Origin of the sequence: Aeribacillus composti, assembly GCF_007827555.1 — a bacterium.
Lineage (GTDB): Bacteria > Bacillota > Bacilli > Bacillales > Aeribacillaceae > Aeribacillus > Aeribacillus composti.
Map to the genome: position 1 here is coordinate 13283 of NZ_VISS01000028.1, position 24654 is coordinate 37936.

At 41.3% G+C, this 24654-nt stretch carries 22 protein-coding genes and 2 pseudogenes; 13 read left to right on the forward strand and 11 right to left on the reverse strand.

What is annotated here, in order from left to right; translation table 11 throughout:
- The first annotated feature begins 152 nt into the window (after nucleotides 1-152).
- The 10 genes from FB379_RS13940 (at nucleotide 153) to FB379_RS13985 (ending at nucleotide 9868) form a co-directional block, all read left to right on the forward strand.
- Nucleotides 153-1151, forward strand: a complete 999-nt coding sequence (locus FB379_RS13940; RefSeq protein WP_066248129.1) for a Gfo/Idh/MocA family protein — start codon at nucleotides 153-155, stop codon at nucleotides 1149-1151.
- A 13-nt stretch (nucleotides 1152-1164) separates the two neighbouring features.
- Nucleotides 1165-2184 (forward strand): inositol 2-dehydrogenase, encoded by a 1020-nt coding sequence (iolG, locus tag FB379_RS13945; RefSeq protein ID WP_066248131.1) that lies wholly within the window; start codon nucleotides 1165-1167, stop codon nucleotides 2182-2184.
- 102 nt (nucleotides 2185-2286) lie between these two features.
- Nucleotides 2287-3771, forward strand: a complete 1485-nt coding sequence (locus FB379_RS13950; protein WP_063387651.1) for a sugar ABC transporter ATP-binding protein — start codon at nucleotides 2287-2289, stop codon at nucleotides 3769-3771.
- Nucleotides 3771-4763, forward strand: a complete 993-nt coding sequence (locus FB379_RS13955; RefSeq protein WP_063387628.1) for an ABC transporter permease — start codon at nucleotides 3771-3773, stop codon at nucleotides 4761-4763. The genes FB379_RS13950 and FB379_RS13955 overlap by 1 nt, the downstream gene beginning before the upstream one ends.
- A 60-nt stretch (nucleotides 4764-4823) precedes the next feature.
- Nucleotides 4824-5810, forward strand: coding sequence for a sugar ABC transporter substrate-binding protein (locus tag FB379_RS13960; protein ID WP_063387627.1), 987 nt, complete (start codon nucleotides 4824-4826; stop codon nucleotides 5808-5810).
- Between the two features lie 210 nt (nucleotides 5811-6020).
- Entirely contained in the window at nucleotides 6021-7019 is a 999-nt protein-coding gene (gene iolG / locus FB379_RS13965) for an inositol 2-dehydrogenase (RefSeq protein WP_242009336.1), read from the forward strand.
- 117 nt (nucleotides 7020-7136) lie between these two features.
- On the forward strand, nucleotides 7137-8003 hold the full coding sequence (locus FB379_RS13970) for a class II fructose-bisphosphate aldolase (RefSeq protein WP_144598231.1): 867 nt from the start codon (nucleotides 7137-7139) through the stop codon (nucleotides 8001-8003).
- Nucleotides 8004-8190: 187 nt separating this feature from the next.
- Nucleotides 8191-8469 carry a transposase gene (locus FB379_RS19290; protein ID WP_082829449.1) on the forward strand — a complete coding sequence of 93 codons (279 nt, stop codon included), beginning with the start codon at nucleotides 8191-8193 and terminating at the stop codon, nucleotides 8467-8469.
- 314 nt (nucleotides 8470-8783) lie between these two features.
- Nucleotides 8784-9296, forward strand: a complete 513-nt coding sequence (locus FB379_RS13980; protein WP_066248132.1) for a DUF3231 family protein — start codon at nucleotides 8784-8786, stop codon at nucleotides 9294-9296.
- Between the two features lie 329 nt (nucleotides 9297-9625).
- Nucleotides 9626-9868: a WGxxGxxG family protein gene (locus tag FB379_RS13985; RefSeq protein ID WP_066248133.1), complete on the forward strand. Its 243-nt coding sequence runs from the start codon at nucleotides 9626-9628 to the stop codon at nucleotides 9866-9868.
- Nucleotides 9869-10551: 683 nt separating this feature from the next.
- Here the strand turns inward: FB379_RS13985 and FB379_RS13990 are convergent.
- Genes FB379_RS13990 through FB379_RS14000 form a run of 3 tightly spaced genes read right to left on the reverse strand, consistent with a single transcriptional unit; the run spans nucleotide 10552 to nucleotide 13999 of the window.
- Nucleotides 10552-11856 (reverse strand): (Fe-S)-binding protein, encoded by a 1305-nt coding sequence (locus tag FB379_RS13990; RefSeq protein WP_066248135.1) that lies wholly within the window; start codon nucleotides 11854-11856, stop codon nucleotides 10552-10554.
- A gap of 1 nt (nucleotide 11857) precedes the next feature.
- Nucleotides 11858-13267: an FAD-binding oxidoreductase gene (locus tag FB379_RS13995; protein ID WP_066248137.1), complete on the reverse strand. Its 1410-nt coding sequence runs from the start codon at nucleotides 13265-13267 to the stop codon at nucleotides 11858-11860.
- 24 nt (nucleotides 13268-13291) lie between these two features.
- A complete protein-coding gene (locus tag FB379_RS14000) occupies nucleotides 13292-13999 on the reverse strand; it encodes a FadR/GntR family transcriptional regulator (protein WP_063387623.1) in 708 nt (235 codons plus the stop codon).
- A gap of 448 nt (nucleotides 14000-14447) precedes the next feature.
- Between FB379_RS14000 and FB379_RS14005 the strand changes: the two genes are divergently transcribed.
- From FB379_RS14005 to FB379_RS14010, 3 genes and pseudogenes are all read left to right on the forward strand, one after another.
- Nucleotides 14448-15770 carry an MFS transporter gene (locus tag FB379_RS14005; RefSeq protein WP_066248139.1) on the forward strand — a complete coding sequence of 441 codons (1323 nt, stop codon included), beginning with the start codon at nucleotides 14448-14450 and terminating at the stop codon, nucleotides 15768-15770.
- A 164-nt stretch (nucleotides 15771-15934) separates the two neighbouring features.
- Nucleotides 15935-16093, forward strand: a pseudogene (locus FB379_RS18810) (transposase); the annotation flags it as partial.
- An 11-nt stretch (nucleotides 16094-16104) separates the two neighbouring features.
- Nucleotides 16105-16269, forward strand: a pseudogene (locus FB379_RS14010) (aldehyde dehydrogenase family protein); the annotation flags it as partial.
- Nucleotides 16270-16639: 370 nt separating this feature from the next.
- Here the strand turns inward: FB379_RS14010 and hypF are convergent.
- The 8 genes from hypF to FB379_RS14050 form a co-directional block, all read right to left on the reverse strand.
- Nucleotides 16640-18901: a carbamoyltransferase HypF gene (gene hypF / locus FB379_RS14015; RefSeq protein WP_066248143.1), complete on the reverse strand. Its 2262-nt coding sequence runs from the start codon at nucleotides 18899-18901 to the stop codon at nucleotides 16640-16642.
- Nucleotides 18902-19163: 262 nt separating this feature from the next.
- Complete coding sequence (locus tag FB379_RS14020) at nucleotides 19164-19418, reverse strand: Uxx-star family glutaredoxin-like (seleno)protein (RefSeq protein WP_063387619.1); 255 nt, start codon at nucleotides 19416-19418, stop codon at nucleotides 19164-19166.
- A gap of 52 nt (nucleotides 19419-19470) precedes the next feature.
- Nucleotides 19471-20505 carry a hydrogenase expression/formation protein HypE gene (hypE, locus tag FB379_RS14025; protein WP_066248144.1) on the reverse strand — a complete coding sequence of 345 codons (1035 nt, stop codon included), beginning with the start codon at nucleotides 20503-20505 and terminating at the stop codon, nucleotides 19471-19473.
- A 170-nt stretch (nucleotides 20506-20675) separates the two neighbouring features.
- Nucleotides 20676-21797: a hydrogenase formation protein HypD gene (gene hypD / locus FB379_RS14030; protein ID WP_242009337.1), complete on the reverse strand. Its 1122-nt coding sequence runs from the start codon at nucleotides 21795-21797 to the stop codon at nucleotides 20676-20678.
- Nucleotides 21798-21928: 131 nt separating this feature from the next.
- Nucleotides 21929-22210, reverse strand: coding sequence for a HypC/HybG/HupF family hydrogenase formation chaperone (locus FB379_RS14035; protein ID WP_063387617.1), 282 nt, complete (start codon nucleotides 22208-22210; stop codon nucleotides 21929-21931).
- Between the two features lie 127 nt (nucleotides 22211-22337).
- The gene (locus tag FB379_RS14040; protein ID WP_063387616.1) at nucleotides 22338-23438 is read right to left on the reverse strand and encodes an NHL repeat-containing protein; all 1101 of its coding nucleotides are present in this window, start codon (nucleotides 23436-23438) and stop codon (nucleotides 22338-22340) included.
- Nucleotides 23420-24271 carry a NifU family protein gene (locus FB379_RS14045; RefSeq protein WP_066248146.1) on the reverse strand — a complete coding sequence of 284 codons (852 nt, stop codon included), beginning with the start codon at nucleotides 24269-24271 and terminating at the stop codon, nucleotides 23420-23422. The genes FB379_RS14040 and FB379_RS14045 overlap by 19 nt, the downstream gene beginning before the upstream one ends.
- A gap of 2 nt (nucleotides 24272-24273) precedes the next feature.
- Nucleotides 24274-24651 (reverse strand): hypothetical protein, encoded by a 378-nt coding sequence (locus FB379_RS14050; RefSeq protein WP_066248148.1) that lies wholly within the window; start codon nucleotides 24649-24651, stop codon nucleotides 24274-24276.
- Nucleotides 24652-24654 lie beyond the last annotated feature (3 nt).

Here is a 24654-nt window from a genome sequence, read left to right on the forward strand (position 1 = left end):
GCATGGAGGATGAAACAAACAACAGTTTCGCTCTTTAAAAAAATGTCACCCGTTAATCGAAACAATCGATTCGTAACTTTGATTGTAATGGGATGCTGGGCGGTCATGATTTTACCTTTGCCGTTCAGAAAATTTTGTGAAAGGTGATCAAAATGGAAAAAGTAAAGTGGGGAATTATGAGTGCAGCTAATATTGCTTACGAGCAGCTTCTTCCTGCCCTGAGACAATCCTCTCGTTCCGAAGTTGTAGCGATTGCGAGCAGAAGCAAAGAAAAAGTCGCCCGATTCAATATTCCAAAGGTTTATAGTGATTACGATCAATTGTTAGAAGATGAATCGATTGATGTAGTTTATATTCCTCTTCCAAATGCCCTGCACGCCGAATGGGCAATAAAAGCTGCACAGAAGGGAAAGCATATTTTAGTAGAAAAGCCTGCAGCTGTTAGTACGAAAGAATTATTGAAGGTTCAGGAAGCTGTAGAGCAAAACAACGTAATTTTTATGGAAGCCTTTATGTATCAATTCCATAAACAACATGCACGTGTAAAGGATTTATTGGCTTCGGGGATGATCGGAAGCATATTGCATGTAAAATCACATTTTTCTTGGAGTTTGCAAGACCGGGATGATATTCGTTTAAACCCCGCATTAGGCGGAGGAGCTATGTGGGATGTCGGGTGTTACGGAGTTCATGCGATGAGCCAGATCATCGGAATAAAACCAGAGAAAGTTGTTATGTTGGGGGAAGTTGACCCTGAACATAAAGTGGATATGTTATCAACTTGTATTTTTGTAGATGAGTTTGGAAGAACAGCCGAAATTACCGCCAGCATGAAGCTGCCATTTATTAATCGGTATGAAATTATAGGAGAGCGCGGAACCATTTTAGTAGATTCCTCTTTTCGGCCTGATGTGTCATCAGATCAAAAGGGCAAAGTAATTGTAAAAGATGACAATAACGAAATAATACTGTTTGAAACATATAAAGATAATCAGTATTTCAATCAAGTGGAGCATGTAAATGATTGCATTATCAACGGAAAACAACCAGTTTATGGAATCCGAAATTCTATTCAAGTTATTCATTATATAGAAAAAGGTTATGAATCTTTGCGCAATCAATCCGTAGTAGCAAGTCTAAATAAATTTTAGGAAGGTAATGAAAATGAACAGAAAAATTCGCTGTGCAGTGATCGGGCTAGGACGTCTTGGATATTGGCATGCCGTAAACGTTAAGACAAAAATCCAATCCGCCGAACTAGTATACATTTGTGATAGAAATGAAGAGCTTGCCAAAAAAGTTTCCATAGAATTAGATGTTCCTAACTTCACTACAAATCCAAGTGATATTTTTTCCAATGATCGGATTGAGGCTGTTATCATTGCTTCTCCTACGAGTACGCATTTTGAACTGTTGAAGGAAGCAGCTTTTAGCAATAAAGCAGTTTTTGTTGAAAAACCGCTTGTCAGCAATTTAGACGAAGCGAAAGAAATTTTTGAAATAATGAAGCGGCATAACACAATTTGTCAGGTCGGCTTTATGAGACGGTTCGATCCAGCGTACGCTGAAGCCAAAAAAAGAATTTTAAGAGGAGATATCGGAAAACCAATTTATTTTCGGGGAATTTCCCGAGATCCAGCATCGCCTCCTGAAGAATTTATAAAAAATAGCGGCGGTATATTTATTGATATGGCCATTCATGATTTTGACATTGCAAGGTATTTAATGGAATCAGACGTTGAAGCAGTATCAGCTCACGGCAAAGTTTTAAAATATCCGTTTATGTCCAAATATCAAGATGTGGATCAATCTCTCTGTTATTTAGAATTTGAATCGGGAGCCGTTGGTGACGTTGAATCCAGCAGAAATGCCCATTATGGCTATGATATACGTGCGGAAGTAATAGGTACGGAAGGAACGATTTTTATTGGCGGCTTGCGTCAACATAACATTCAAGTTTTGACCAGTTCTGGCGCAGTTCATGATATTGTTCAAGATTTTCCGACCAGATTTAAAGACGCCTATTATCTCGAACTGGAAGACTTTTTCAATGCTTTACTAGAGGGGTATCAACCTAAAGTAACTGTTGAAGATGGAGTAAAAGCTCAAGAAATTGCTGTTGCGGCACAAGAATCGTTTTTTAAGCAAGAAAAAGTTTCCTTGAAAACATCTAAAATATTATGATTTTGTCTTCAGAATAGCTGTTGATTCTCTTAATAGATTAGTTCCTATACGCAGAGAAAGGAGGAAAAAACATTGGCTAGTGCTGAAGGAAGCTTACTGGTGATGAAGGGCATTAAAAAAAGCTTTTCAAATAATCATGTTTTGAAGGGCATTGATTTTGAAGTGAAACCTGGGGAAGTTCATGTGCTGTTAGGCGAAAATGGGGCTGGTAAATCAACGTTGATTAAAATTTTGACGGGAGCTTACCAAAAAGATGAAGGAGAAATTTATTGGGAAGGCCAGCCGGTTCAAATCAGCTCACCTTTGGATGCCATGCAGCTTGGAATAGCAACGATATACCAAGAACTAAACGTGATTCCAGAGCTGAAAGTCTATGAAAATATATTTTTAGGCCGGGAAATTAAAGGGAATGGAAAATTTTCATTTATCAACCACAAACAAATGAAAGAAAGCGCGAAGCAATTTTTGCAGATGCTTGGACAAGATCCAGCTATTGCAGAGCAGCCGCTCGGTTACTTAGGAATAGGTCAGCAGCAGCTAGTTGAAATTGCGAAAGCTCTTACTTTAGATGCGAAATTAATTATCATGGACGAACCAACAGCGAGTTTGAGCCAGTCGGAGGTAGAACAGTTATATAAAACGGTCGAACAATTAAAAGAAAAAGGAATTGCTATCATATTTATTTCTCATAGACTTGAAGAAATTAAACGAATTGGCGATCGAATCACTATTTTAAGAGACGGCTTTAAAATCGATACACTTCCAGTAAAGACAACGAGCACGGATCATTGGATTGAACTGATGGTAGGTAGAACTCTTGAAGAAAAATATCCAAAACAAACCTTTACGTTAGGGGAAGAAGGCTTTCGAGTCGAAGATTTAAAAGTTAGCGGCTTTAAAGAACCTGTCAGCTTTAGTATTCGCCGCGGCGAAATTGTCGGTATTTCCGGACTTGTTGGTGCCGGCAGAACGGAGCTGGCAAGAGCCATTTTTGGTGCAGATAAAAAGGAAAAAGGGAAGATCTATGTTGACGGAAAATTAGTCGACATTAAATCACCTAGGGACGCCATCTCTGCCGGAATAGCCTTTATTACAGAGGATAGAAAAAGTGAAGGTTTGCTGCTGGATCAACCGTTATACATGAACATTGTCCTTGCTAATATGGATAACTTTAGAAAAAAGAGCAAATTAATAGATTTGAAAAAAATCAAGCAGGGAGCCATGGACTATGTAAAAGAATTGAAAATCCGCCCGGGAAATATTGAACTGAATGCAAGAAAGCTGAGCGGAGGAAACCAGCAAAAAGTCGTTATAGCCAAATGGCTTTGTACAAAAGCGAAAGTCTTTATATTTGATGAACCGACACGTGGTATCGACGTTGGCGCTAAAGTGGAAGTATATCGGTTGATGAATCAATTAGTTGAAAATGGAGCCATCGTTTTAATGATTTCGTCTGATTTGCCGGAAATTTTGGGAATGTGCGATCGCGTACTTGTGATGTCTGAAGGAAAAATAACAGCAGACTTTCCTATAAATGAAGCTTCGCAAGAGAAGATCATGAAAGCGGCTACAGGAGGGAGTAATTGATGAGAGAGTTAGCGGTGAACAGCTCGGAAACGAATGTTGAAAAGAAATCTGTCAAGCATTATCTTAGTAAGTTTGGCGCTCTGATCGGGCTTATCATTTTATGTACAGTTCTCACGATTCTATCGGATAAGTTTTTAACCATCAACAACATCATGAATATCGCCAGACAGTCATCCATTAATGCATTGTTGGCTTTAGGGATGCTCTTGCCGATTTTGACTGCAGGTATCGACTTATCGGTCGGATCCATTTTAGCTATTTCAATCATGTTAATGGGGATTGTTTCCGTTAATATGGGCATGCATCCCATTTTAGGAATTCTTGTATGCTTATTAGTTGGGTGTTTTTTTGGGTGGTTAAACGGAATATTGCTGACAAAGCTTAAATTGCCTCATCCGTTTATTTCTACTCTTGGAACAATGAACATAGCACGTGGTTTAGCGCTGATTGTAACAGCAGCTGCACCAATTGCCGGATTTCCGTATTTAATTCAATTTTTGGGGAGAGAATTTGTCGGTCCAATTCCTGTGAGCTTTTTGCTAGTTATCGTGATGTATATCATTTTCCATATATTTTTAACTAGAACAAAAACCGGAAGATATATTTATGCAATTGGAGGAAATAAAGAAGCAGCTCATTTATCTGGAATCAATGTTGATCGTGTTCTTGTCATAGTTTATACAATCAGTGGTTTTATGGCATCGCTGGCAGGATTAGTTATGGTAGGAAGAGTAAATTCTGCCTTCCCGCTTGCAGGTTTATCATATGAGTTGGATGCCATTGCAGCGGTAATTATTGGCGGAGCAAGCTTTTTTGGTGGAGTTGGAACAGTTTGGGGAACTCTGATAGGAGCTTTAATTATTGCTGTGTTGAGAAATGGCCTTAACTTATTGAATGTTTCAGCCGATTTTCAAATGGCAGTCATAGGATTTGTTATTATAGCGGCTGTTTATGTAGATGTGATTAGACAGAGAAAAAGCAAGAAAGACTAACTTTTTTAAAAATAGTGTTAATATTTAAAATTTATTTATAAATTCAAGGGGGATGATTTTATGAAAAAATGGGTGAAATCTTTAGGTGTTGTAGCAATGGCTGCTAGCATGATTATTGCATCTGGATGTGGGGGTGAAAAATCTTCAGGGGGAAGTAGTGAGAAAGAAGGCAACGATTTAGAAGGTAAAACAATATCAGTCGTTTTAAAAACGTTAAGCAGCCCATATTGGAAATATGTAGAGGCTGGTGCGAAAGCAGCTGGAAAAGAATTGGGTGTTGAAGTAAATGTTGTAGGACCAGCTTCAGAGTCTCAAGTGATCGAACAAGTAAATATGATTGAGGACCAAATCAATCAATCGCCGGGGGCATTAGTTGTTTCGCCAACTCAGCCTTCAACTGTTGTTCCTTCACTAGAACAGGCTACACAACAGGGCATTCCTGTATTGCTCATTGATACAGACGCAGAACTGAAAGATAAAACAACATTTATTGGAACAGAAAACTTCACAGCTGGTCAGGAAGCTGGAAAATTGCTTGCATCAATGTTGAATAAAGGGGATGAAGTAGCTCTTATTAGCGGTGCTCTTGGGAACACTGCAACAGATGAGCGTATAAAAGGAGCCAAAAAAGCTTTAGAAGATGCTGGGATGAAAGTAGTAGCTGAACAACCGGCAGATAGTGATAAATCAAAAGCGATGTCAGTAATGGAGAATATATTACAGAACAATAAAAATATTAAAGGTGTATTTGCTGCAAACGATGATATGGCACTTGGAGTGCTCCGGGCAGTTGAAGCTAAAGGAATGAAAATCCCGGTCATTGGCACAGACGGTACAGTTGAAGCTGTTGAATCGATTATAGCCGGAAAATTAGCCGGAACAATTGCTCAAAGCCCTTATGACATGGGATATTTAGGAGTTGAAAATGCAATTAAAGCTATAAAAGGTGAAAAAGTTGAAAAAAGAATTGACAGCGGCATTGATGTCATCACAAAAGAAAATGCGCAAGAAAAATTAGAATTCTTGAAAAGCATTACGAAAGAATAAATTTTTGTTAACTGATGAAAAGATGGTTGTTCGCAACAACAAGTGTGTCGGACACGTAAAACCATTAAATAGCTCGAGCTTCTTTAGCTCGAGCTCATTAATATAATGATCCTTTATTTACTTAAATAAAAAACTTTTAATGATGAGCAAGCAGATTTCATCATGCCAAATGATGGTCATTTTCTTGGTGAAAATGGAGGAGATCGGAACATGATAAACATTGGAATTATTGGAGCAGGGAGAATCGGGCGGCTGCATGCAGAAAACATGCAGCATATACCAAATGTAAAGATTAAAGGAATATCGGATGTAATGATTGCTCAAATGGAAGATTGGGCAAAAGAAAAGAACATTTCAATAGTTACGGATAATTATGAGGATCTTTTACGTGATCCGGAAATCCATGCCATTTTTGTTTGCTCTCCAACTTCTACGCATGCCGAAATTATTAAAAAGGCTGCGGCGGCCGGTAAGCATATCTTTTGTGAAAAACCGGTTAGTTTTTCAGTTGAAGAAACAGTAGAGGTAATTAATGAAGTTGAAAAGGCTGGCGTCAAATTTCAAGTAGGATTTAACAGACGCTTTGATCCGAATTTTAAAAGGCTACACGATCTTGTTCAACAAGGACAAATTGGAACACCTCATATTTTAAAAATTACTTCAAGGGATCCAAAACCGCCAACCATTGATTACGTGCGGACTTCAGGCGGTTTATTTATGGATATGATGATCCACGATTTCGATATGGCTCGTTATATTGTAAACAGTGAAGTAGTTGAAGTTTTTGCTCAAGGAGCCGTTTTAATAGATTCAGAAATTGGCAAAGCCGGTGATATCGACACGGCAGTTGTAACACTAAAATTTGAAAATGGTGCATTAGGTGTCATTGATAATAGCAGACAGGCCGTTTATGGATATGATCAGAGAGTAGAAATTTTTGGAGATAAAGGGGCGGCAACTGCTGATAATTGCCGGCCGACAACAGTTGAATTATCAACATCTGACCATGTTGTGAAGGATAAACCGCTCTATTTCTTTCTTGAACGTTATTCTGAAGCCTATATTGAAGAAGTTAAGCAATTTGTTCATGCTTGCATGGATAATGAATCTGTTTTGTGCAGTGGATTTGATGGTTTGCAAGCACAAAGAATTGCCAAAGCTGCGCAAGAGTCATTTGAAAAAGGAGTACCGGTGAAAGTCGAGTTTTAACAAACCATTTAAGAAAAAAATTCGTTGTTTTTCATTGAAGATCTTGTATAGAAAACGTAATAGCAAGTACAGATTTTCCCCAGAAAATAGTCGGTATAGGAAAAGGATGATGAATAAATGCCTTTAGTGACAATGCGAGAGATATTCGCAAGTGCGGAAGAGGACAATTTTGGAATCGGCGCATTTAGTGTTGCAAATATGGAAATGGTTATGGGGGCGATCCAAGCGGCAGAGGAATTACGATCGCCCATTATATTGCAAATTGCCGAAGTTCGTTTGAAGCATTCTCCGCTTCATTTAATCGGCCCATTAATGGTTGAAGCTGCGAAACAATCTGTTGTCCCAGTAGCGGTTCATTTTGATCACGGTTTAACTTATGAAAAAATTAAGCAGGCACTTGATATCGGCTTTACATCTGTCATGTATGATGGATCACATTTACCTTTAAAAGAAAATATAGAAAAGACAAAAGAAATTGTTAAACTGGCGAACTTCTACGGTGCAACCGTTGAAGCTGAGATTGGAAGAGTCGGAGGAAGCGAAGATGGGTCAGAAGATATCGAAATAATTATTACAGGGGTTGAAGAAGCTGAGAAATTTGCGGAAGAAACAAAAGTAGATGCATTAGCAATTGCGATCGGAAACGCCCACGGCGTATATAAAGGTGAACCAAATTTGCGGTTTGACCGTTTGAAGGAAATTGATGAGCGAGTTGAAATACCGCTTGTATTGCACGGTGGATCGGGAATCGAAGAGAATGATTTTAAAGAATGCATTAAGTTAGGAATTAGAAAAATTAATGTTGCTACTTCAACCTTCAACAATGTTATCAATCATATAAATAAAAATGTCCAATCTTCTTGCTATACAGATTATTTTGTGTTTCATCAAGATGTTATCCGTGCCGCATATGAAAATGTCAAATACCATATTGAGATTTTCGGAAGCTCCAATCGAATAGAAAAATTGATGCAAAAAATATAGTTTTCTGTACGCTTATTCCCAAAAGATTTATTCCTGCCGGGGAATCGAAAAGCTCATCCAAGAAAATATGGAGAAACTGGCGGCTTTTTCTTTACCCATGCTGAAAACAGTCACAGGATATGGCAGTGAAGAAAACTATATGCAGTTGGTGTTGAGAAAGAGCCTCGATTTGATTTTCTGATTCCTTATGGAACCTACGTACAAGAACAACACACAAATACAAAAAGACATCAAAATTGCGAAAAACTGGACGTATTGTGAGCAAGATAATTGTTTTATCTGCCCAAATGGAAGGAAAGTTGCGTTTCAAAAATACCAAAACAAAAAGGACCCGTCTGGTTATGAACAAAGCTTCAAAATCTATGAATGTGAAGACTGTCGTCATTGCCCTCTAAAATCAAAATGCACGAAAGTGAAAGGGAACTGTAAAATTATTACAATAAAAGGATATGTAGGGTGCATGTAATAAAATCTGACCACTTTTTTGAGAACTGGTCTATAGAATAAGTGAGGACTACTTCCTTACTAAGAAGAAAGGAGGTAGTCCTTTTTTGTAGTCAAATTTCCTATCGAGAAGTACTGTTAGAAGGATTGAAAATTTAACTAAATTTTGATGAGCTAATCCATGCATTACACAAACTTTTTTGTTCATTCCTTCGTACAAAAATCCAATAACATAATAAGTTTTTTAAAACTTCACTTTCCTTTGCATAATTGTATTTCAATCAATCCATATTATCTAAAGAATGGTGATATATGAATTTTGTTAGGAGGTTTATTATGGGAATTTTAAGCGGTAATCCAAAAGAAGAGCCAATGCACTACGGAGAAATATTTGGCGTATGGTCGTATTTACAAACGGCTAAAGGATTTGTTGCCGGATATCAAACATTGCTCAACCACACAGGCGATAAGGATTTAAAACGTTTTATAGAGGATAGCATCGAAAACGTTTTAAAACCGGAAATACAAGAAATAGAAAACTTGTTAAAAGAAAATGGAATAGCACTTCCGCCATCACCCCCAGAACGGCCAAAAGCATGTTTGGAAGATATTCCAGCTGGTGCGAGATTTGCCGACCCGGAAATAGCTGCAATGCTTAGCAAAGATATTTCTGCTGGTTTAGTGGCATGCAGTACAATTATAGGAGAGTGCATCAGGGAAGATATTGCTTTAATGTTTGGTCAATTTCACGTAAAAAAAGCGCAATATGGTGCTAAATTGCTTAGAATAAACAAAGAAAAAGGCTGGCTAGTTCCACCGCCGCTCAACGTGAAAAGTTCGGATTGCTAAATATGGAAAAGCTTGCGATGCCGCAAGCTTTTACTTTTTAAAAATCGTCTTTTGTATGCCAACCATTCATCACGTTTGTGGAATAACAGTAAATCCCCAATCCCTGCCTTAAAACATTTGATAATAGCTTCCCTTCTTTTATAGAAGATATATACCTTGTAATTGCATTCATTTCTCTTTTTTTACCATCTATTTTTTCTTTAACGCACTCGTTTATTGAATTGAATAGGTTTAAAAATGACGCCCTAAACGGCTTCTATATCTAAAGAATAATTGTTCTTTTGATGGACATATTAAATGTTAACAATTATTAAAAGGAGGTGAAAACCATGTTAAAAAAAATTCTCAATTCATTTTGCGCTCTATCAGTTGCGTTGATGCTTTTTGGGATAGTTGCCTACGCTGAAAATGACAGCATAGACGTCAATAACAACACAAACAAAATTACTCAAATGGCTCAAAATACAGATGTTGATAATAGCGATGATAATGAAGATACAGATTGGGGATGGATTGGTTTAGTTGGTCTTGCAGGACTGTTAGGGTTAAGAAGAAATGACAGAAGAGATTAGACCCAATATATTTATTAAAAATCAATAAATGTTTTTTTTTTTGATCTTTTTTAAATATTTCGAGAAATAAAAATTGGTCCGGTTTAGTTTGTTACCAAACTAGGGATTCTTTGGCTGAGAATGGCAATATCAAGGTGTTTATGACTTCGAATTAATCGTACTTGGCTGTTCTCGGATATGCGGAATTTACAAACCTATATGAATAAACAGAAACATTAATAAAACGTCATATAAAGCTTCATTTTCTTACTTTTACAGACAGATTCTCTATGCCAATACGAAAAACGTTGCTCTGAAACATCGTCCAATTCAATTTAACTGGACACATTTTGGAGATTTTCAGCGTGAAGAAAATCCGATTGTATTAGCGGATCGAATTTTTTTCCGGCTGACTTGATTACATCGGCTAACAATCAAAAGGGTTATTTGAACTTGAGGCTGGCTATAATCTTTCCTTTCCATCCGTGTGTCGGAACAGGTAAAATAGATGATCGATGGAAATTATCGAAAAAAGAATGAAGATGGAAGAAGTCGATTAAAAAGGAATTAAATGATAAGTGAAAACTTTTAAAAAACGCACCTGAAAAAAAGATGGAAGTTTTCCTTTCAGGTGCGGAATGTCATTTTTAATGCTTCTGTCAAATGTACAATAAACACGTATCCAGCATAAGTGTAAGCAAAATTTATGAAATTCCGGCAGCTTCGGCCAAATATTCGACTAGATGCAATGCCCGCACAGAATCAGACAGTTTTTCGCGTTCGATACCAAGCTTCATCTGTATGAGACATCCTGGGTTGGTCGTAATCACGACTGATGCTCCGGTCGCTTTCGTATGCTTCATTTTCTCATCAAGGATGTCCATTGAGGCATCATAGTTAATAATATTATAGATTCCTGCTGAACCGCAGCACATGTTTGCTTGCTCCATCTCAACAAAATTAATTCCTGAAATACTTTTTAGAAGGTTTAAAGGCTCCTCAGTCACTTTTTGAACATTGGTCATATGACACGAAGGCTGATATGTGACTCGTTCTTCCGGATTTGACCGAAGATTAGGCAGTCCGCCGCAAGCGACTAGCACTTGGCTGATATCTCTTGATTTTGCAGTGAACGCAGCCGCTCTATCAGCCCATTCTGGATCATCTGCGAGCAGGTGGTCATATTCATGCAGCATAGCTCCGCATCCTCCGGCATTATTCACAATAAAATCAACGTTCTCTTGTTCAAATGCGGCGATGTTTTGTTTTGCGAGACGCTTGGCTTCCTCTATTTCACCAGAGTGCGCATGCAGTGCGCCGCAGCATGTCTGATTAGGGATGACAATGACATCACAACCCGCTTCTGCAAGCAGCTGTACAGACAACCGGTTGATGCGATGGAACATAGCATCCATGATACATCCGGTGAAAAATGCAACTGTATATTTTTTTTCACCTTTTGCTTTCGCTTTGGAAGGAGCTTGTTTACGCTCTGCTGGTGAAACTGCCTGAGACATTGTCGCTTCGAATTCACCTAAATGATAAGGCAGCTTTTTCATAATACCAGTTTTGCGCATCGCTTTTTGCAATCCGCTTTTCTCATAAAGCCAAAACGTATTGCCGATCACATTCATGGCTGTTTTACTAGGGAATACGTTCTGAAACATTGTCTTTCTCAGCAGACGAACAGGAGCTTTAAATTTCTTGCGTTTCACAAGTGCAGCCCTTGCTGATTCAAGGATGGAACCATATTCCACTCCAGTCGGACAAGCCGTTTCACAAGCCCGGCATCCAAGGCATAAATCCAACGGCTCTTCAAGCACTGATAGATCCGTGATTTTTCCTTCGCCAACCATTTTGACTAAATTAATACGTCCGCGCGGTGAATGTGTTTCTATTCGCGTAGTTACATATGTCGGGCAGACGGGCAGACAATAACCGCACTGTACACAGCTGTTCGTTTTATTATATTGAAATTCTTCCCTTAGTTCTTCTAGAGATTCTTTCATGTTAACTCAACTCCAATTTCTGCCCCTTTTCGGGGAAAATTTTTCCTGGATTCATGATGTTATTTGGATCCCAAACTTTTTTAATCCGCTTCATCATATCCAGACCGACTGGTCCTAATTCCATTTCCATAAAAGGAGCCTTCATAGTTCCGATGCCGTGTTCGCCTGAAAGCGTTCCGCCAAGTTCAACTGCTGCTGTGAAAATTTCAGCGACAGCTTGTTCTACGCGGCGCATTTCTTCTATGTCGTTTTTGTCGCAAATAATGTTTGGATGCAGGTTGCCATCACCTGCGTGACCGAATACGACGAGGTGAATATTATATTTATCTCGAATTTCCTGCAATCTTGCGCACATTTGAGGTATTTTGCTTCGTGGTACGGTGGCATCTTCTGAAATTTTGGTCGGTTTTATACGTACGATAGCCGGAGATACCAGCTTTCGAGCTTTCCAGATCTCCGCTTTTTCCGCTTCATTTTTTGGAATGCGAACAGCTCTTGCTCCGACAAGATAACATAGTTCCGCTGCTTGTTTGATCTCATCCTTTAAAGCTAAAGGATGGCCGTCGAGCTCAATGAGAATAATCGCTTCTGCATCTACAGGCAGGCCTAAAGGCTCGTAATTTTCGACCGCCACAATCGAAGCTTGATCCATTAACTCCATTTTGGCAGGCAAAATACCTGACGATAAAATTTTTGAAATGGCGCTTCCCGCATCAACAAGGCTGTCAAATACCGCCATAATGGTTTCGGAAGCGGGCGGCTTTGGAAGAAGGCGCAAAATTGCTTTTGTAATGATGCCTAAGGTTCCTTCTGATCCGACAATGAGTTTTGTTAAATCATAACCGGTTACATTTTTTACAGTGCGTCCGCCAGTATGAATGATTTCACCCTCAGGAGTGATAACCTCCAAACCAATCACATAATCTTTCGTTACTCCGTATTTTAATCCTCTTGGACCTCCAGAGTTCTCAGCTAAATTTCCACCAATAGTAGACACATGTGAACTGCTTGGATCTGGAGGATACATTAATCCTTTTTTCTCGGCTGCTTTGTGAATATCCGCTGTTAATACTCCCGGGGATACAACGGCGATTAAGTCTTCTTCATGAATTTCAAGTACATCATCTAATACCGATAAATCCAATACCATACCGCCTTTGACAGGCAGCGGGCCGCCGCTTAATGATGTGGCTTGACCGCGAGGATAAACTGGGATCTTCTCGCGATTGGCAAGCTTCACAAGGGATGCTAATTCTTCCACGCTCTTTGTTTGAATGACCACATCCGGCAGAAATGTTCCGAAAGAGCCGTCAAATGAATAGCTGAAACGGTCGCTCTCATCAGTGAGTACTTTACCGGTTTTAACTATTGATTTAATCTCTTCAATATGACTCGGTGTAACTACCTTCATATGAATCTCTCACTTTCCAATTTTCTATATCGTATAATCTCTTAAAAGCAGACTTAATTTTTTCTCAGCATTTTTTAAATGGATGAGACATTGGATTTTGGCGAGGTCCGGTTCTTCTGCTTCGATTGCTTGTAAAATATTGTAATGTTCTTGATATACAGCTTTTCGTTTTTGTTTTAACTCCACGTTAGGTCGCAACGTAATCTTTAATGTTTTTTCATAAAGAGAGGATAGATTTTCAAGTGTTTGAATTAAAACTGGATTATGTGTAGCCAAAATAATCGAACGATGGAATTCGATATCGGCCTCTGTTGAAATGTCTCCTTCTTCTAAAGATTCATTTTCCATTGTTTTTAAAATTCGTTTCATTTGCTCTAGCTGTTCAGGTGTACGTCGGAGTGCTGCTAAATATGCTGCTTCCGGCTCCAAAATTTTTCTCATTTCAAATAAATATTTAATGCTGTCCACATCATCGCTCTCAATTCGAATACGCTGTAATAATGATGAATTTGTTGATTCTTCTACATAACTCCCGCCGCCTTGACGCGAGGAAATGACACCTGCTGCACGCAGCATACTTAAAGCCTCGCGAATAGGTACTCTACTTACACCGAATTGAGCAGCCAACTCCATTTCTGTCGGCAGCTTAGAGCCTGGTGGAAATTTTCCGATTTCAATTTGTTTCAATAATTCACGAGATATCATTTGCGAAACTTTTTCTTTTTTGGCCATGACTCCCTCTCCTTTCGTAGTTCTAAAATAGGGAATGGACGAAATTTGTATAACAAATTTATTGATTTATATAACAAATTTATAATAATTTTTTTGAAATTTTAATTTACAACACGCTATTTTATGATTATAATAATCAAAAAAAATAAAAAACACAAGATATACAGTGAAATTTGTATTACTAATTTGTATTACAAATAACAAGTTGTTAGAACATGTTATTTACATTAGGATCCAACACAAAATAGGGACCCTTTATTCTAGTCTGAAAATGTAAACACTTACATTTTATAAGATTTTTTGGCCTTCAGCCTGTGTACTTTAAGGTGTGTTGATTCCTAATTGTAAATAAAGTGAAGTAATTTCGTTTCAATAATTTTCGGAACATTTACTTCATTCAATCTATACAGTTTTTTCTATATTCATTTTAAATTTAGGGGGAGTGGGTATGATGAATGACGCAGTGTCTTTGGAAAAGCAAACAGTGCGAAAAGTAACAAGGAGGATTATTCCATTTGTATTTTTCCTTTATATTATTTCGTATTTGGACCGGGCTAACATTGGTTATGCCGCTTTGGAGATGAATGATGCCCTTGGTTTGACCAGCCAGGTTTTCGGTCTGGCAACTGGTATATTCTTTATCGGCTATTTTCTTTTTGAAGTACCAAGTAATATTTTGATGGAGAAGTTTGGCGCCCGTGTCTGGATTGCGCGAATCCTCATTACATGGGGAATTATATCGATGGCGACTGGGTTTGTACAGGAAGCAAGTCATCTTTACATTATTAGATTTTTGCTCGGTGTTGCAGAAGCTGGCTTTTTCCCGGGAATTGTTTTGTACTTAACATATTGGTTTCGGGCAAAAGATCACGCAAAAACCATTGCCATGTTAATGAGTGCGATTCCTGTATCATATATTATCGGTGCTCCACTTTCGACATGGATTATGGACAACATTCATTGGTTCAATGTTGAAGGCTGGCGCTGGATGTTTTTAATTGAAGGTGCTCCGGCTGTGATTTTTGGGATCGTGACCCTATTTTATTTAGCGGATAAACCAGAGGATGCAAAATGGCTCACCGAAGAAGAAAAGAATTGGCTAATTGCTGAATTGGAAAAGGAAAGAGTAAAAGAAGCAGATGGCAAAAAGGGTTCTGCAAAGCATAGCGGACATATAGAAGCTCTTCGTGATGCAAAAGTGTGGTACTTTGCCATTATTTATTTTGTTTATATTGCCGGTACTCTTGGTGTCAGTTACTGGATGCCGCAAATTATTGATGGAATGTCAGCGTCTTTATCTAATACACAAATTGGTCTAATTGCTACCATTCCTTATATTGTTGCTACTATTGCCATGAACTGGTGGTCAGCCCGCTCTGACCGCAAAGGAGAAAGATGGCTTCATGCTGCCTTGCCGCTCTTGGTAGGGGCAATAACATTGATAGGCGCTGGAGTAACACTCCAACCTGTATTGGGCATGTTATTCATCACTTTATCACTTACAGGCATGTATTGTTATAAAGGTCCTTTTTGGGCGCTGCCTACAACAATGCTTAATCCAGCAAAAGCAGCTGTTGGGATAGCTGTAGTAAATTCGATTGGCAATCTTGGCGGTTTTATCGGTCCATATGCAGTAGGAGCATTGAAAGATTTGACGGGAGGAACAAGTGCCGGGTTGTATTTCTTAAGCGGCTTACTTGTGTTTGCTTTCTTTATGTTACTTGTCAAACGAGAAAAACCTAGAGCTGACATCCAAAAACAAGCAGTATAAGTGATGTCTGGCACTGCTCGAAGAGGAAAAGGACAAGGGAGAAAATTCCTTATCCTCAGGCTGTCGAGAAACTTCGACAGCCATTATTTTTATTTATAATCTTTATCAGTTTACCGTGTTAATTTATTATAATATTAGTTAGGAGGATAATAACCATGTGAACTACAAATAAAGAGAGTCAAAATGAATATAAATTTGTTGTATTGAGGAACTTGTACCGGAAGATCACCTTTTACGAAAAATAGATCAATACATATATCACTGAAAAGGTTAAGGATTTGTATTGCCCGGATAACGGAAGACCTTCTATTGAGTCTGTTCTCGGTCCGTTAGAGTTTCGGAAGCATTGGAATTTGGCATCGTCGGTTTGAACGATTCGATTCCTGCTGTCGCCCAAGCGCCATTTGGAGGCGTGAAAGAGAGCGGAATAGGCCGAGAAGGGGGACACCATGGAATAGACGAATATTTAGAAGTTAAGTATATTTCGATGGGTGTTTAAACGGTTCTAATGCAAAAGGAAGACAAATAGATAAGAAGCAGATTCATCCGTTTAGGGCAGCAGCCTGGACAGCTTTCCTGCACATTTTTGGCATAGCAGACCTTGATGAATCTGCTTTTTTATTCATTTTTACAAATTGGACGGAAAAGGAATTTTCCTTCTTTAAGTGCAGCCGCCGAAAGATGTCTTGTAAAAAATTTTTAATAGACGATGCGAAGAATGAAACATAAATTGATGTGGGGTCATACTTGGGCTTCCTCGAATTCGAGTCAGCGGTCTACAATACATTGAATTGGAAAAAATGAATGTACAACAATTAAAACATAGCAAGTGATAGACAAATATTTACAGCTTTTGAAGCAATAACGACTCATAAATTCGAATGCGCTGCAGCTACAAGCGCTGCCTGCCCGAGACTAATGCCGCCGTCGTTAGGTGGAATTTCTTCACCGATCCAGATATGCATATCGCTTTCATAAAATAACTCTTTCAAATCAGCTAACAAAAGCGAATTTTGAAATACGCCGCCGGACAACACAACAGTGTCAATTTCATAGGCCGCTCCTAAAGAACGAACACTTCTAAATATGCCTTCTGCGACGCTTCGATGAAATGCGCGAGCAATCACCGCTGCATCTTTTCCTTTTAGACGGTCTTCTGTCATTTCCTTTAAAAAAGGACGGTAGTCTAGCTCTTTTCCATTCCACGGGAAAGAATATACCTTCTCTAATGGAGCTGTACGTGCTAAATGCTCCAGCCAAATGGCTGCTTGTCCTTCAAATGAGATAGGACCGGTAAATCCTAAAAGGGCCGCTGCTGCATCAAACAAACGGCCGACGGACGTTGTTGGAAAGGTGCGCAATTGTTTCTCTACCATCTTCACTGCCGTGAAAAATCGTTCAGGAAACGAAAGCTGCTTGCCGACATTTATTGCCCATTTCGGATCATCCACAAAGAAACCAGCTAGCGCTTGAAGCGGCATGCGTGCCGCCGCATCTCCGCCGGGAAGCATGGCGTAACGAAGATGTCCGCGCCGTTTTAGACCTTCCGCAGCGCTTCCGACAAACAGCTCGCCGCCCCAGATCGCTCCATCGTCGCCAAAACCTGTTCCATCAAACGCCACTCCGATCACCCGTTTGTCCAATGCATTTCGCTCCGCCAGCACGGACGCCACATGAGCGCGGTGGTGCTGGATGCCAATATGTTGATAAGCTTCTAGATTGTGAGCAAAGGCGGTAGATTGGTAGTCGGGATGAAGATCGTACGCCACAATCGTTTCTTGCAATCGAACATCATACATCGACAAAAGATCATGGACCGTTTGCTCAAATGACATATATGCTTCGTATTTCATCAAATCTCCTAAATGCTGGCTCATGATCGCCTGTCCGTTGACCACTAATGTAATGGTATTTTTTAGGTCAGCTCCAACCGCAAGAACAGGCCGATCACTGGGCAATTGGGCAGCAGGAAGCGGCGCATACCCCCGCGCCCGCCGAAGTACAGTAGGGCCAAATGGGCTGACGCGAACGACGGAATCATCGACGCGGCGGGCAATAGGGCGCTCCCCAATAAGCCATGCGTCCGCAATGCCTTCAAGTGCCTTGATCGCTTCTTCATCATCATAGATGATCGGTTCACTGGAACGGTTAGCACTTGTCATTACAAGCACTTCTGGTGCGTCGAAATGAAACAGCAAATGATGGAGAGGGGTGTATGGAAGCATTACTCCTAAATCGGAATTATCAGGAGCTACTCCCGGCAGCAATCGGCGAGCCCGTGCCAACACGATGGGTCGGGCGGAAGATGTAAGGAGATTTTCTTCTTCCGCACATATATCGATAAACGCCCTTGCTGTCTCGAGATCTTTTACCATTAAGGCAAACGGCTTTTCCCCGCGTCGTTTCCGCCTTCTAAGCTCCCATACCGCTTCTTCGTTTTCAGCATCACACGCCAAAAGATAGCCGCCAAGCCCCTTGATCGCAACGATGCGCCCAGAACGAAGGAGCTCGGCCGTTTTTTTGATCGCTTTTTCATCACCATGTATTTCTCCATCCTGTCCCTGCACATGATAATGAGGACCGCAATCGGGGCAAGCAGTTGGCTGCGCATGAAACCGTCGATCCGCCGGATCATAATATTCCGCTGAACAAGCCGGACACATAGACCACATATGCATTGTCGTATAAGGCCGGTCATACGGCAGCCGCTCAATGACCGTATATCGTGGACCGCAATCCGTGCAATTGATGTATGGATAAAGGAATCGGCGGTTAGCTGGATCAAACAATTCTGACAAGCATTTCGGACAAACCGCAAGATCAGCAGGAATTTGCACTGTCGGCCGATTATGGAGCGTGCTGGCCAAAATTTCGAAATCAGCTGCTTCTTGTAAAGGCGCATCTTTAATTTCCAAATTGGTTATTTTAGCTGAGGAAGGGTATCGATCTGTAATGTCTTGAACAAATTGTTGAATGGCATCTGCGTCCCCTTCCACATGAATCTCCACGCCGCTTTCTCCATTGCGCACCCATCCGCTGAGCTTCCACCGCTTTGCTTTACGAAAGACAAAAGGACGAAAACCGACCCCTTGCACAACACCATATATTAGAATACGCTGCGCTATTTTCATGATGAATCACCTGCTTTCGTTATAAAACGGGAGATTTTGGAGCTTTCAAACAGATAAATAGAGCTCAGTGGACCGTCCGAACTTTGAATAAGAAAACATTGTCCGTTGAACTTAATGCGCTGGCATTTAGCTTTATTCTCGCATTCTGAACTGAAGGCGTATACATAACAGAACCTTTCATGCCGACATATTCCACTTTCCTAGAGATGTATCCGTTTATTTTGCATGTATCTTACCTAAAGAGAAGAGAGGGGGCGCCCGTTTAAGATAACGGCTTCTCCTCCTTTGCGGACGGCAATGCAACCATGCATCCGCGGCCGGAAACTCCTATTTGAATGACCTGCCCGTCTTCTACTAAGACTGGAACAGTACCTCCTCCCGTCAAAACAACAAGCTGCTTTAATGCCGCTTTGTCTTCTTCGACATCATACTCGACAAATTCTTTTCCGTCCCATAATAAACTTTCCCGCAATTCCTTCGTGTAAGGACATCCTTTCGCACCATAAAGCTCCAGCATTATTTCTCATCCTCCAAAGAGATGATTTATTATTAAGCATTTTCATGATTGATTAACAGATGCGAGGCAACGGATCGCCAATCAGCATATCGATCAAGCGTGTACCTCCATATTGAGAACGTGCTAAAACTGCTTTTTTTGGCTCTGCTTGTATTTCACCAATGCACTTCGCATTCTCCCCGCCCGGCATGCTTTTAAGTGTTTTTAATGCGATATCGGCATATTCAGGCGAAATGACGGCAAGAAACTGCCCTTCATTGGCAATATGAAGGGGATCCAATCCTAAAATTTCGCAGGCACCGCGCACTGCCGGGCGAACTGGAATTGCCTCTTCATCGAGTATAACAGCTACTTGAGCGTCTCTTGCCAATTCGTTTAATGCCGTAGCTACACCGCCTCGGGTTGGATCGCGCAGCCATCTAAGCCCCGGCGCCGCCGCCTCAATAAGTGCCGATACGAACGGCCAAACCGCCCGAGTATCGGAAGTAAGGTCAGCTTCTAAATCCAACTCCCCTCTAGCCAAGAGAACGGTAATCCCATGATCACCAATTGCACCAGACAAAATGACATGATCACCCGGTTGAACGTTTCTGGACGAAAGAGAAACGCGCGGATCGGTAAGGCCGATACCGGCTGTCGTGATGTACAGACCGTCCGCTTTTCCGTGCTCCACTACTTTCGTATCTCCCCCGACCACAGGCACTCCGACACGTTGAGCTGCCTTGGCGATAGCCGCCACCTCCCGTTCCAACTCCGACGTTGCCAATCCCGCTTCGATAATAAGTGTTGTCACCAAAGCCAACGGCTTTGCTCCCCCCATCGCCAAGTCGTTTATAGTCCCGTTGACGGCAAGTTCGCCGATAGATCCCCCTGGGAAGACGAGTGGATTGACAACAAAGCTGTCTGCAGTAAACGCCAATCGGCTCCCATTTGCCTCAACATATGCCGCATCATTTAATTCTGCTGGTTTGTCTCCCATCATATAGGGAACCAACAGTCCTTCGATCAGTCTTCTGCTTGCTTTCCCGCCAGCGCCATGAGCCAATTCGATATAAGAATCAGTAAAATTCACTTTGGCTGTCTTCATGCTTGTTCCTTCCTTTCTTCCTGATGCAACGATTAATTAAGAAGTTCAGTGAGAGTCTCCCAAATCATATAACGTCTGAAAGTAAGCTGATGAACCCTGCCACTGCCCGAATTCGAAACGCATTGTATTTCACCTAACAGGGAAAACCAATCTATATAATTTCCTCCTTTTTATTCACCCACTGCTTCTTGCAAATGAACGTAATGATAATAGGCGGCGCATGCCCCTTCTGACGACACCATAAGAGCTCCCACAGGATGTTCCGGAGTGCATTCTTTGCCAAACAGCTGGCATTGATGCGGTTTCAATATACCTTTTAATACTTGTCCGCAAGGCGCCATTTGCGGATCACTCACACGAGCTCCCTCGACTTGGAAACGAACTTCCGCATCCCACTTGGCGAATTCAGGCCGCAATTTGAGCGCAGACTGCTGAATAGCCCCAAGTCCCCTCCATTCAAAAAGAGAGCGGACTTCAAAAACTTCTTTCATTACATCAAGTGCAGACATATTTCCTTCGTAAGGAACGACGCGGCTATATTGATTTTCTACTTCAAACCGCCCCTCGCGCATTTGTTTTACAAGCATGAGGATCGATTGCAGTAAATCGAGCGGTTCAAAACCGGAGATAATTATCGGTTTTTGGTATTTTTTTGCGATGCTTTCATAAGGACGGGCGCCGATTACAGATGAAACATGACCAGGTCCGATAAACCCATCAATGCGCATATCCGGAGAATCCAATATTGCCTGCATTGCCGGTATAATTAGGACGTGATTGGAAAATACAGAGAAATTGGGCACATCCAATTCACGTGCGCGCATGAGCGTCAATGCTGTTGATGGGGCGGTAGTTTCAAAGCCAATCGCAAACAGCACAACTTGCCGGTCAGGATTCTTCATCGCTATGTTTAAAGCATCTAAAGGGGAGTACACCATACGTATATCAGCCCCTTTAGCTTTTAGTTCGAGAGGCGTTCCATGTTTCCCGGGAACGCGCATTACATCACCGAATGCGGTAAAAATGACGTCCTGCTGCTTGGCAATCGAAAGTCCATTGTCCATACGTCCCATTGGAAGAATACAGACAGGGCATCCCGGTCCATGGACAAGCTCAATGTTTTCAGGCAGCAGATTCTGCAATCCAAATCGAAAAATCGAAAAGGTATGTCCTCCGCAAACCTCCATAAAACGATAGTGATAATCTGGATCGACGTGGCGGTGGATTTCTTCCGATATTTTGCGGATTAATTCCGGATTGCGAAACTCGTCAACATATTTCATCGTCGTCATTAAACTGCACCTCCTAAAATTAGATCAACAACGACTGCCTGCATGCATATCGTCTTTTTCGGAACGGGTTATGATTGACCAATCATATGCCTTTTGTTGCCTTAAGTCTCCAGCGCTGTGTATTAACATGTTTAAACTTTTTCGTTATCAAATTGGTAACCTTGTACTTCCTCGATCGCTTCATCCGATTCATTTAACATGCTTAGCAAATTCAATTGTTCATTTGCTTGTTCTTCACTGATTTTGCTCATCGCAAATCCCACATGAATAAGCACCCAATCTCCAAGAAGGAGATGTTCATTTTTTAATAAGTCAATGTTAATTTTGCGGCGCACACCGCAGACATTCACCACAGCATAATGGCGGTCACCATCTAACATTTCTACAATTTGGCCTGGAATAGCTAAACACATGGATGAATCGCTCCCCCCGATTTGCAATAAATATGAAAATTTAGATATTTTATTGTCCGTAAAGAAAACTAGAAGTTCATTCGAACACTAAAACACTGAAACTTTTGTTAGAGATTCTTTAGAACAATCATGTAAATTCAAGGCGCCAAATGATGACGCGGTTATTTCCTGAATCAGCAATTGCCAGACGATTTTGATGACACCAAATCCCGTACGGCCAGCAAAGTGAATCCCTTGTTACGGCTTTCCAGCGATTTTCTCCCATTCCTTCGAAATCTGCTTGGCCAATAACATACGAAGCAGGATGATACGCTCCTTTTCGCGGCGACTCAGTAAAAAGAAGGATGCGGTTGTTTGCCGTGTCAGCCACCGCTAGCAAATTGTCGTATTGTGCGATCCCGTAAGGAAACCGGAAGCGCCGGGGTCCTTGCGGTACATGGGGAAGTTCAAATGACTGAGTAAAATCTTGTTGACCGAGAACTAACTCAGCTGGGCGGTCCGTCTCTGGAGGCGGCGTATAACCAAGAATGCGGTGATTGCCCGCATCGGCAACGTATAACGTATTTCCGTCGCCGGCAAGAGCGTGAGGCCAGCGATACGTATCCGTTCCTACGCCTTTTCCCCTATTCTCACTGTTTACATAACCATTCGGTTGACCAAGAATGACATCAGGAACACGCCCATCTTCCGGTAAACCTTTCCATCCCAAAACTCGGCGATTCCCCGTATCCGCTACGTAAAACCATTCATCAATGTATGCAAAATTATATGGCCAATAAAATCCAGTCGGACTAACTTTTCCTCCTCGATTCGGGGATGTCCCTGACAGATCCTCTTGTCCCAAGACATAATCGGGAGGCTGGTTATTTATTTTCGGCAATGTTTCCCAAATGAGCAGACGATGGTGCCAAGCATCTGCGACAAATAGCTTTCCTTCAATGACCGCAACGCCAGTTGGGAGATGAAACAGCTTTGGTCCTTCTGTTTCAAAATCAGGCTGACCTAACACGATGTCAGCTGGCGCATGATCATTTTCCGGCCAACTGTACCAAATGAGTACGCGATGGTTGCCGCTGTCGGCCGCCACTACAATATCATCGTCTACATACACTCCCCTTGGTGCATAAAGATGAATCCTGTTTGGATGGGCAGGGGGCAGCACAAGACCGCCTGGGGCCGGTCCCCCTAACCACCGTTCGGGATATGCGGTTAACTTAATCGTATCCATATTTTTTCATCCTCTACCCGAACTGGAAAGGGTTCTAGCTGCACGTGAGGTGCCGTCATGCATTCCCCGGTGGATAAATCAAAACGGAAGCCGTGCCATGGACAAGTAATAATAGAGTTGTCCACCAGTCCTCCGTCAAGAGACATCCCCATATGAGGGCATTGATTGCGAAATGCCATTACTTTTCCTTCTAAGCGAACCAGCAAAACATCGAGCTCCTCATGCGAAAAGCGAACAGGACTCCCTTCTTCCAGTTCCGAAGCGGATGGACCTTGCACCCATCCGTTTTGTTCTAAATTTCCAGTATCATTCATAGCGTGAAATGGCATGTAGCCGGAGGTCACTTCCTCTTCGACCATGACAACATGTTCAATTTCTGGAACGCGGGCTTTAATTGCTTCCTCAATCCCATTTTTCAACGTCATAGCGGATAGCGAGCAACCGGAACAAGCTCCTTGAAGGCGGACATAAACTGTATTTCCTTCCACTTTAACTAGCTCCACGCCACCTCCGTGGGAACGCATATAAGGACGCACTTCTTCTAACGCGGCGGCGGTACGGGTAAATAAATCTTGTTTAATGATTCCGTGCATCAAAAACATCGCATAAATAGAAGGGTCTTCTGCAGCTTTCAACAGCAATTCTTTTCCCGCCTCCGTTTCACGAAACGTGCGAACGAGTTTTCTAAGAGCATGTTCGTGAAAGGCTTCAATGGCTTTTTTCAATTCCATTGCTTTCATCCGAGCGTCTTCTGGCAGACCCTTTATCGAGTCCAGCACGCGATCCACCCGTCCAGCCAAAGCTTGAAAATCCTCTTCCTGCTGAACTTTCATGATCACTCACCTCCAAAAGCCAATGTTTGCTCCAGAGCTTCTTCGGTTTTCCGATATAATAAAGCGGCAAATGTTTGTTTGGCCATCTCCTGCAGCATTTCTTCAACCGTATTACGGTCAACAATGTTAATAAAATCATTGACGCGATGATTGGCTAAAGCCTGCAAAATGAGGCAAGAGCCCGCTGGATTATCAAGAAGGGCATCGCGAAAGAAAGCGTCCACAAATTCGTTCAGCCAAATTCCCTCACTTTGAGGATTTGCGCGAAGCCGTTCCAGAGCTTTTTGAGCTCCTTCATTGCGCTGGATGATACGTTCACAAAAGCGGTCAACCGCCATACCCAACAAAAGATTAAAATATTGCTGTTCGTGGGGATTCATGCA

Coding starts and splice junctions, on each gene's coding strand:
- hypE (WP_066248144.1), bottom strand. CDS start 20,505: ATGAAGACAGCCAAAGTGAATTTTACTGATTCTTATATCGAATTGGCT.
- iolG (WP_242009336.1), top strand. CDS start 6,021: ATGATAAACATTGGAATTATTGGAGCAGGGAGAATCGGGCGGCTGCAT.
- FB379_RS13995 (WP_066248137.1), bottom strand. CDS start 13,267: ATGAAGGTAGTTACACCGAGTCATATTGAAGAGATTAAATCAATAGTT.
- FB379_RS14050 (WP_066248148.1), bottom strand. CDS start 24,651: ATGAATCCCCACGAACAGCAATATTTTAATCTTTTGTTGGGTATGGCG.
- FB379_RS13940 (WP_066248129.1), top strand. CDS start 153: ATGGAAAAAGTAAAGTGGGGAATTATGAGTGCAGCTAATATTGCTTAC.
- FB379_RS13985 (WP_066248133.1), top strand. CDS start 9,626: ATGTTAAAAAAAATTCTCAATTCATTTTGCGCTCTATCAGTTGCGTTG.
- FB379_RS14035 (WP_063387617.1), bottom strand. CDS start 22,210: ATGTGTTTAGCTATTCCAGGCCAAATTGTAGAAATGTTAGATGGTGAC.
- FB379_RS13955 (WP_063387628.1), top strand. CDS start 3,771: ATGAGAGAGTTAGCGGTGAACAGCTCGGAAACGAATGTTGAAAAGAAA.
- FB379_RS14045 (WP_066248146.1), bottom strand. CDS start 24,271: ATGAAAGTTCAGCAGGAAGAGGATTTTCAAGCTTTGGCTGGACGGGTG.
- FB379_RS13970 (WP_144598231.1), top strand. CDS start 7,137: ATGCCTTTAGTGACAATGCGAGAGATATTCGCAAGTGCGGAAGAGGAC.
- FB379_RS13950 (WP_063387651.1), top strand. CDS start 2,287: ATGAAGGGCATTAAAAAAAGCTTTTCAAATAATCATGTTTTGAAGGGC.
- FB379_RS13980 (WP_066248132.1), top strand. CDS start 8,784: ATGGGAATTTTAAGCGGTAATCCAAAAGAAGAGCCAATGCACTACGGA.
- hypF (WP_066248143.1), bottom strand. CDS start 18,901: ATGAAAATAGCGCAGCGTATTCTAATATATGGTGTTGTGCAAGGGGTC.
- FB379_RS14020 (WP_063387619.1), bottom strand. CDS start 19,418: ATGCTGGAGCTTTATGGTGCGAAAGGATGTCCTTACACGAAGGAATTG.
- FB379_RS14040 (WP_063387616.1), bottom strand. CDS start 23,438: ATGGATACGATTAAGTTAACCGCATATCCCGAACGGTGGTTAGGGGGA.
- FB379_RS14000 (WP_063387623.1), bottom strand. CDS start 13,999: ATGGCCAAAAAAGAAAAAGTTTCGCAAATGATATCTCGTGAATTATTG.
- FB379_RS13960 (WP_063387627.1), top strand. CDS start 4,824: ATGAAAAAATGGGTGAAATCTTTAGGTGTTGTAGCAATGGCTGCTAGC.
- FB379_RS19290 (WP_082829449.1), top strand. CDS start 8,191: ATGGAACCTACGTACAAGAACAACACACAAATACAAAAAGACATCAAA.
- hypD (WP_242009337.1), bottom strand. CDS start 21,797: ATGACGACGATGAAATATGTTGACGAGTTTCGCAATCCGGAATTAATC.
- FB379_RS14005 (WP_066248139.1), top strand. CDS start 14,448: ATGATGAATGACGCAGTGTCTTTGGAAAAGCAAACAGTGCGAAAAGTA.
- FB379_RS13990 (WP_066248135.1), bottom strand. CDS start 11,856: ATGAAAGAATCTCTAGAAGAACTAAGGGAAGAATTTCAATATAATAAA.
- iolG (WP_066248131.1), top strand. CDS start 1,165: ATGAACAGAAAAATTCGCTGTGCAGTGATCGGGCTAGGACGTCTTGGA.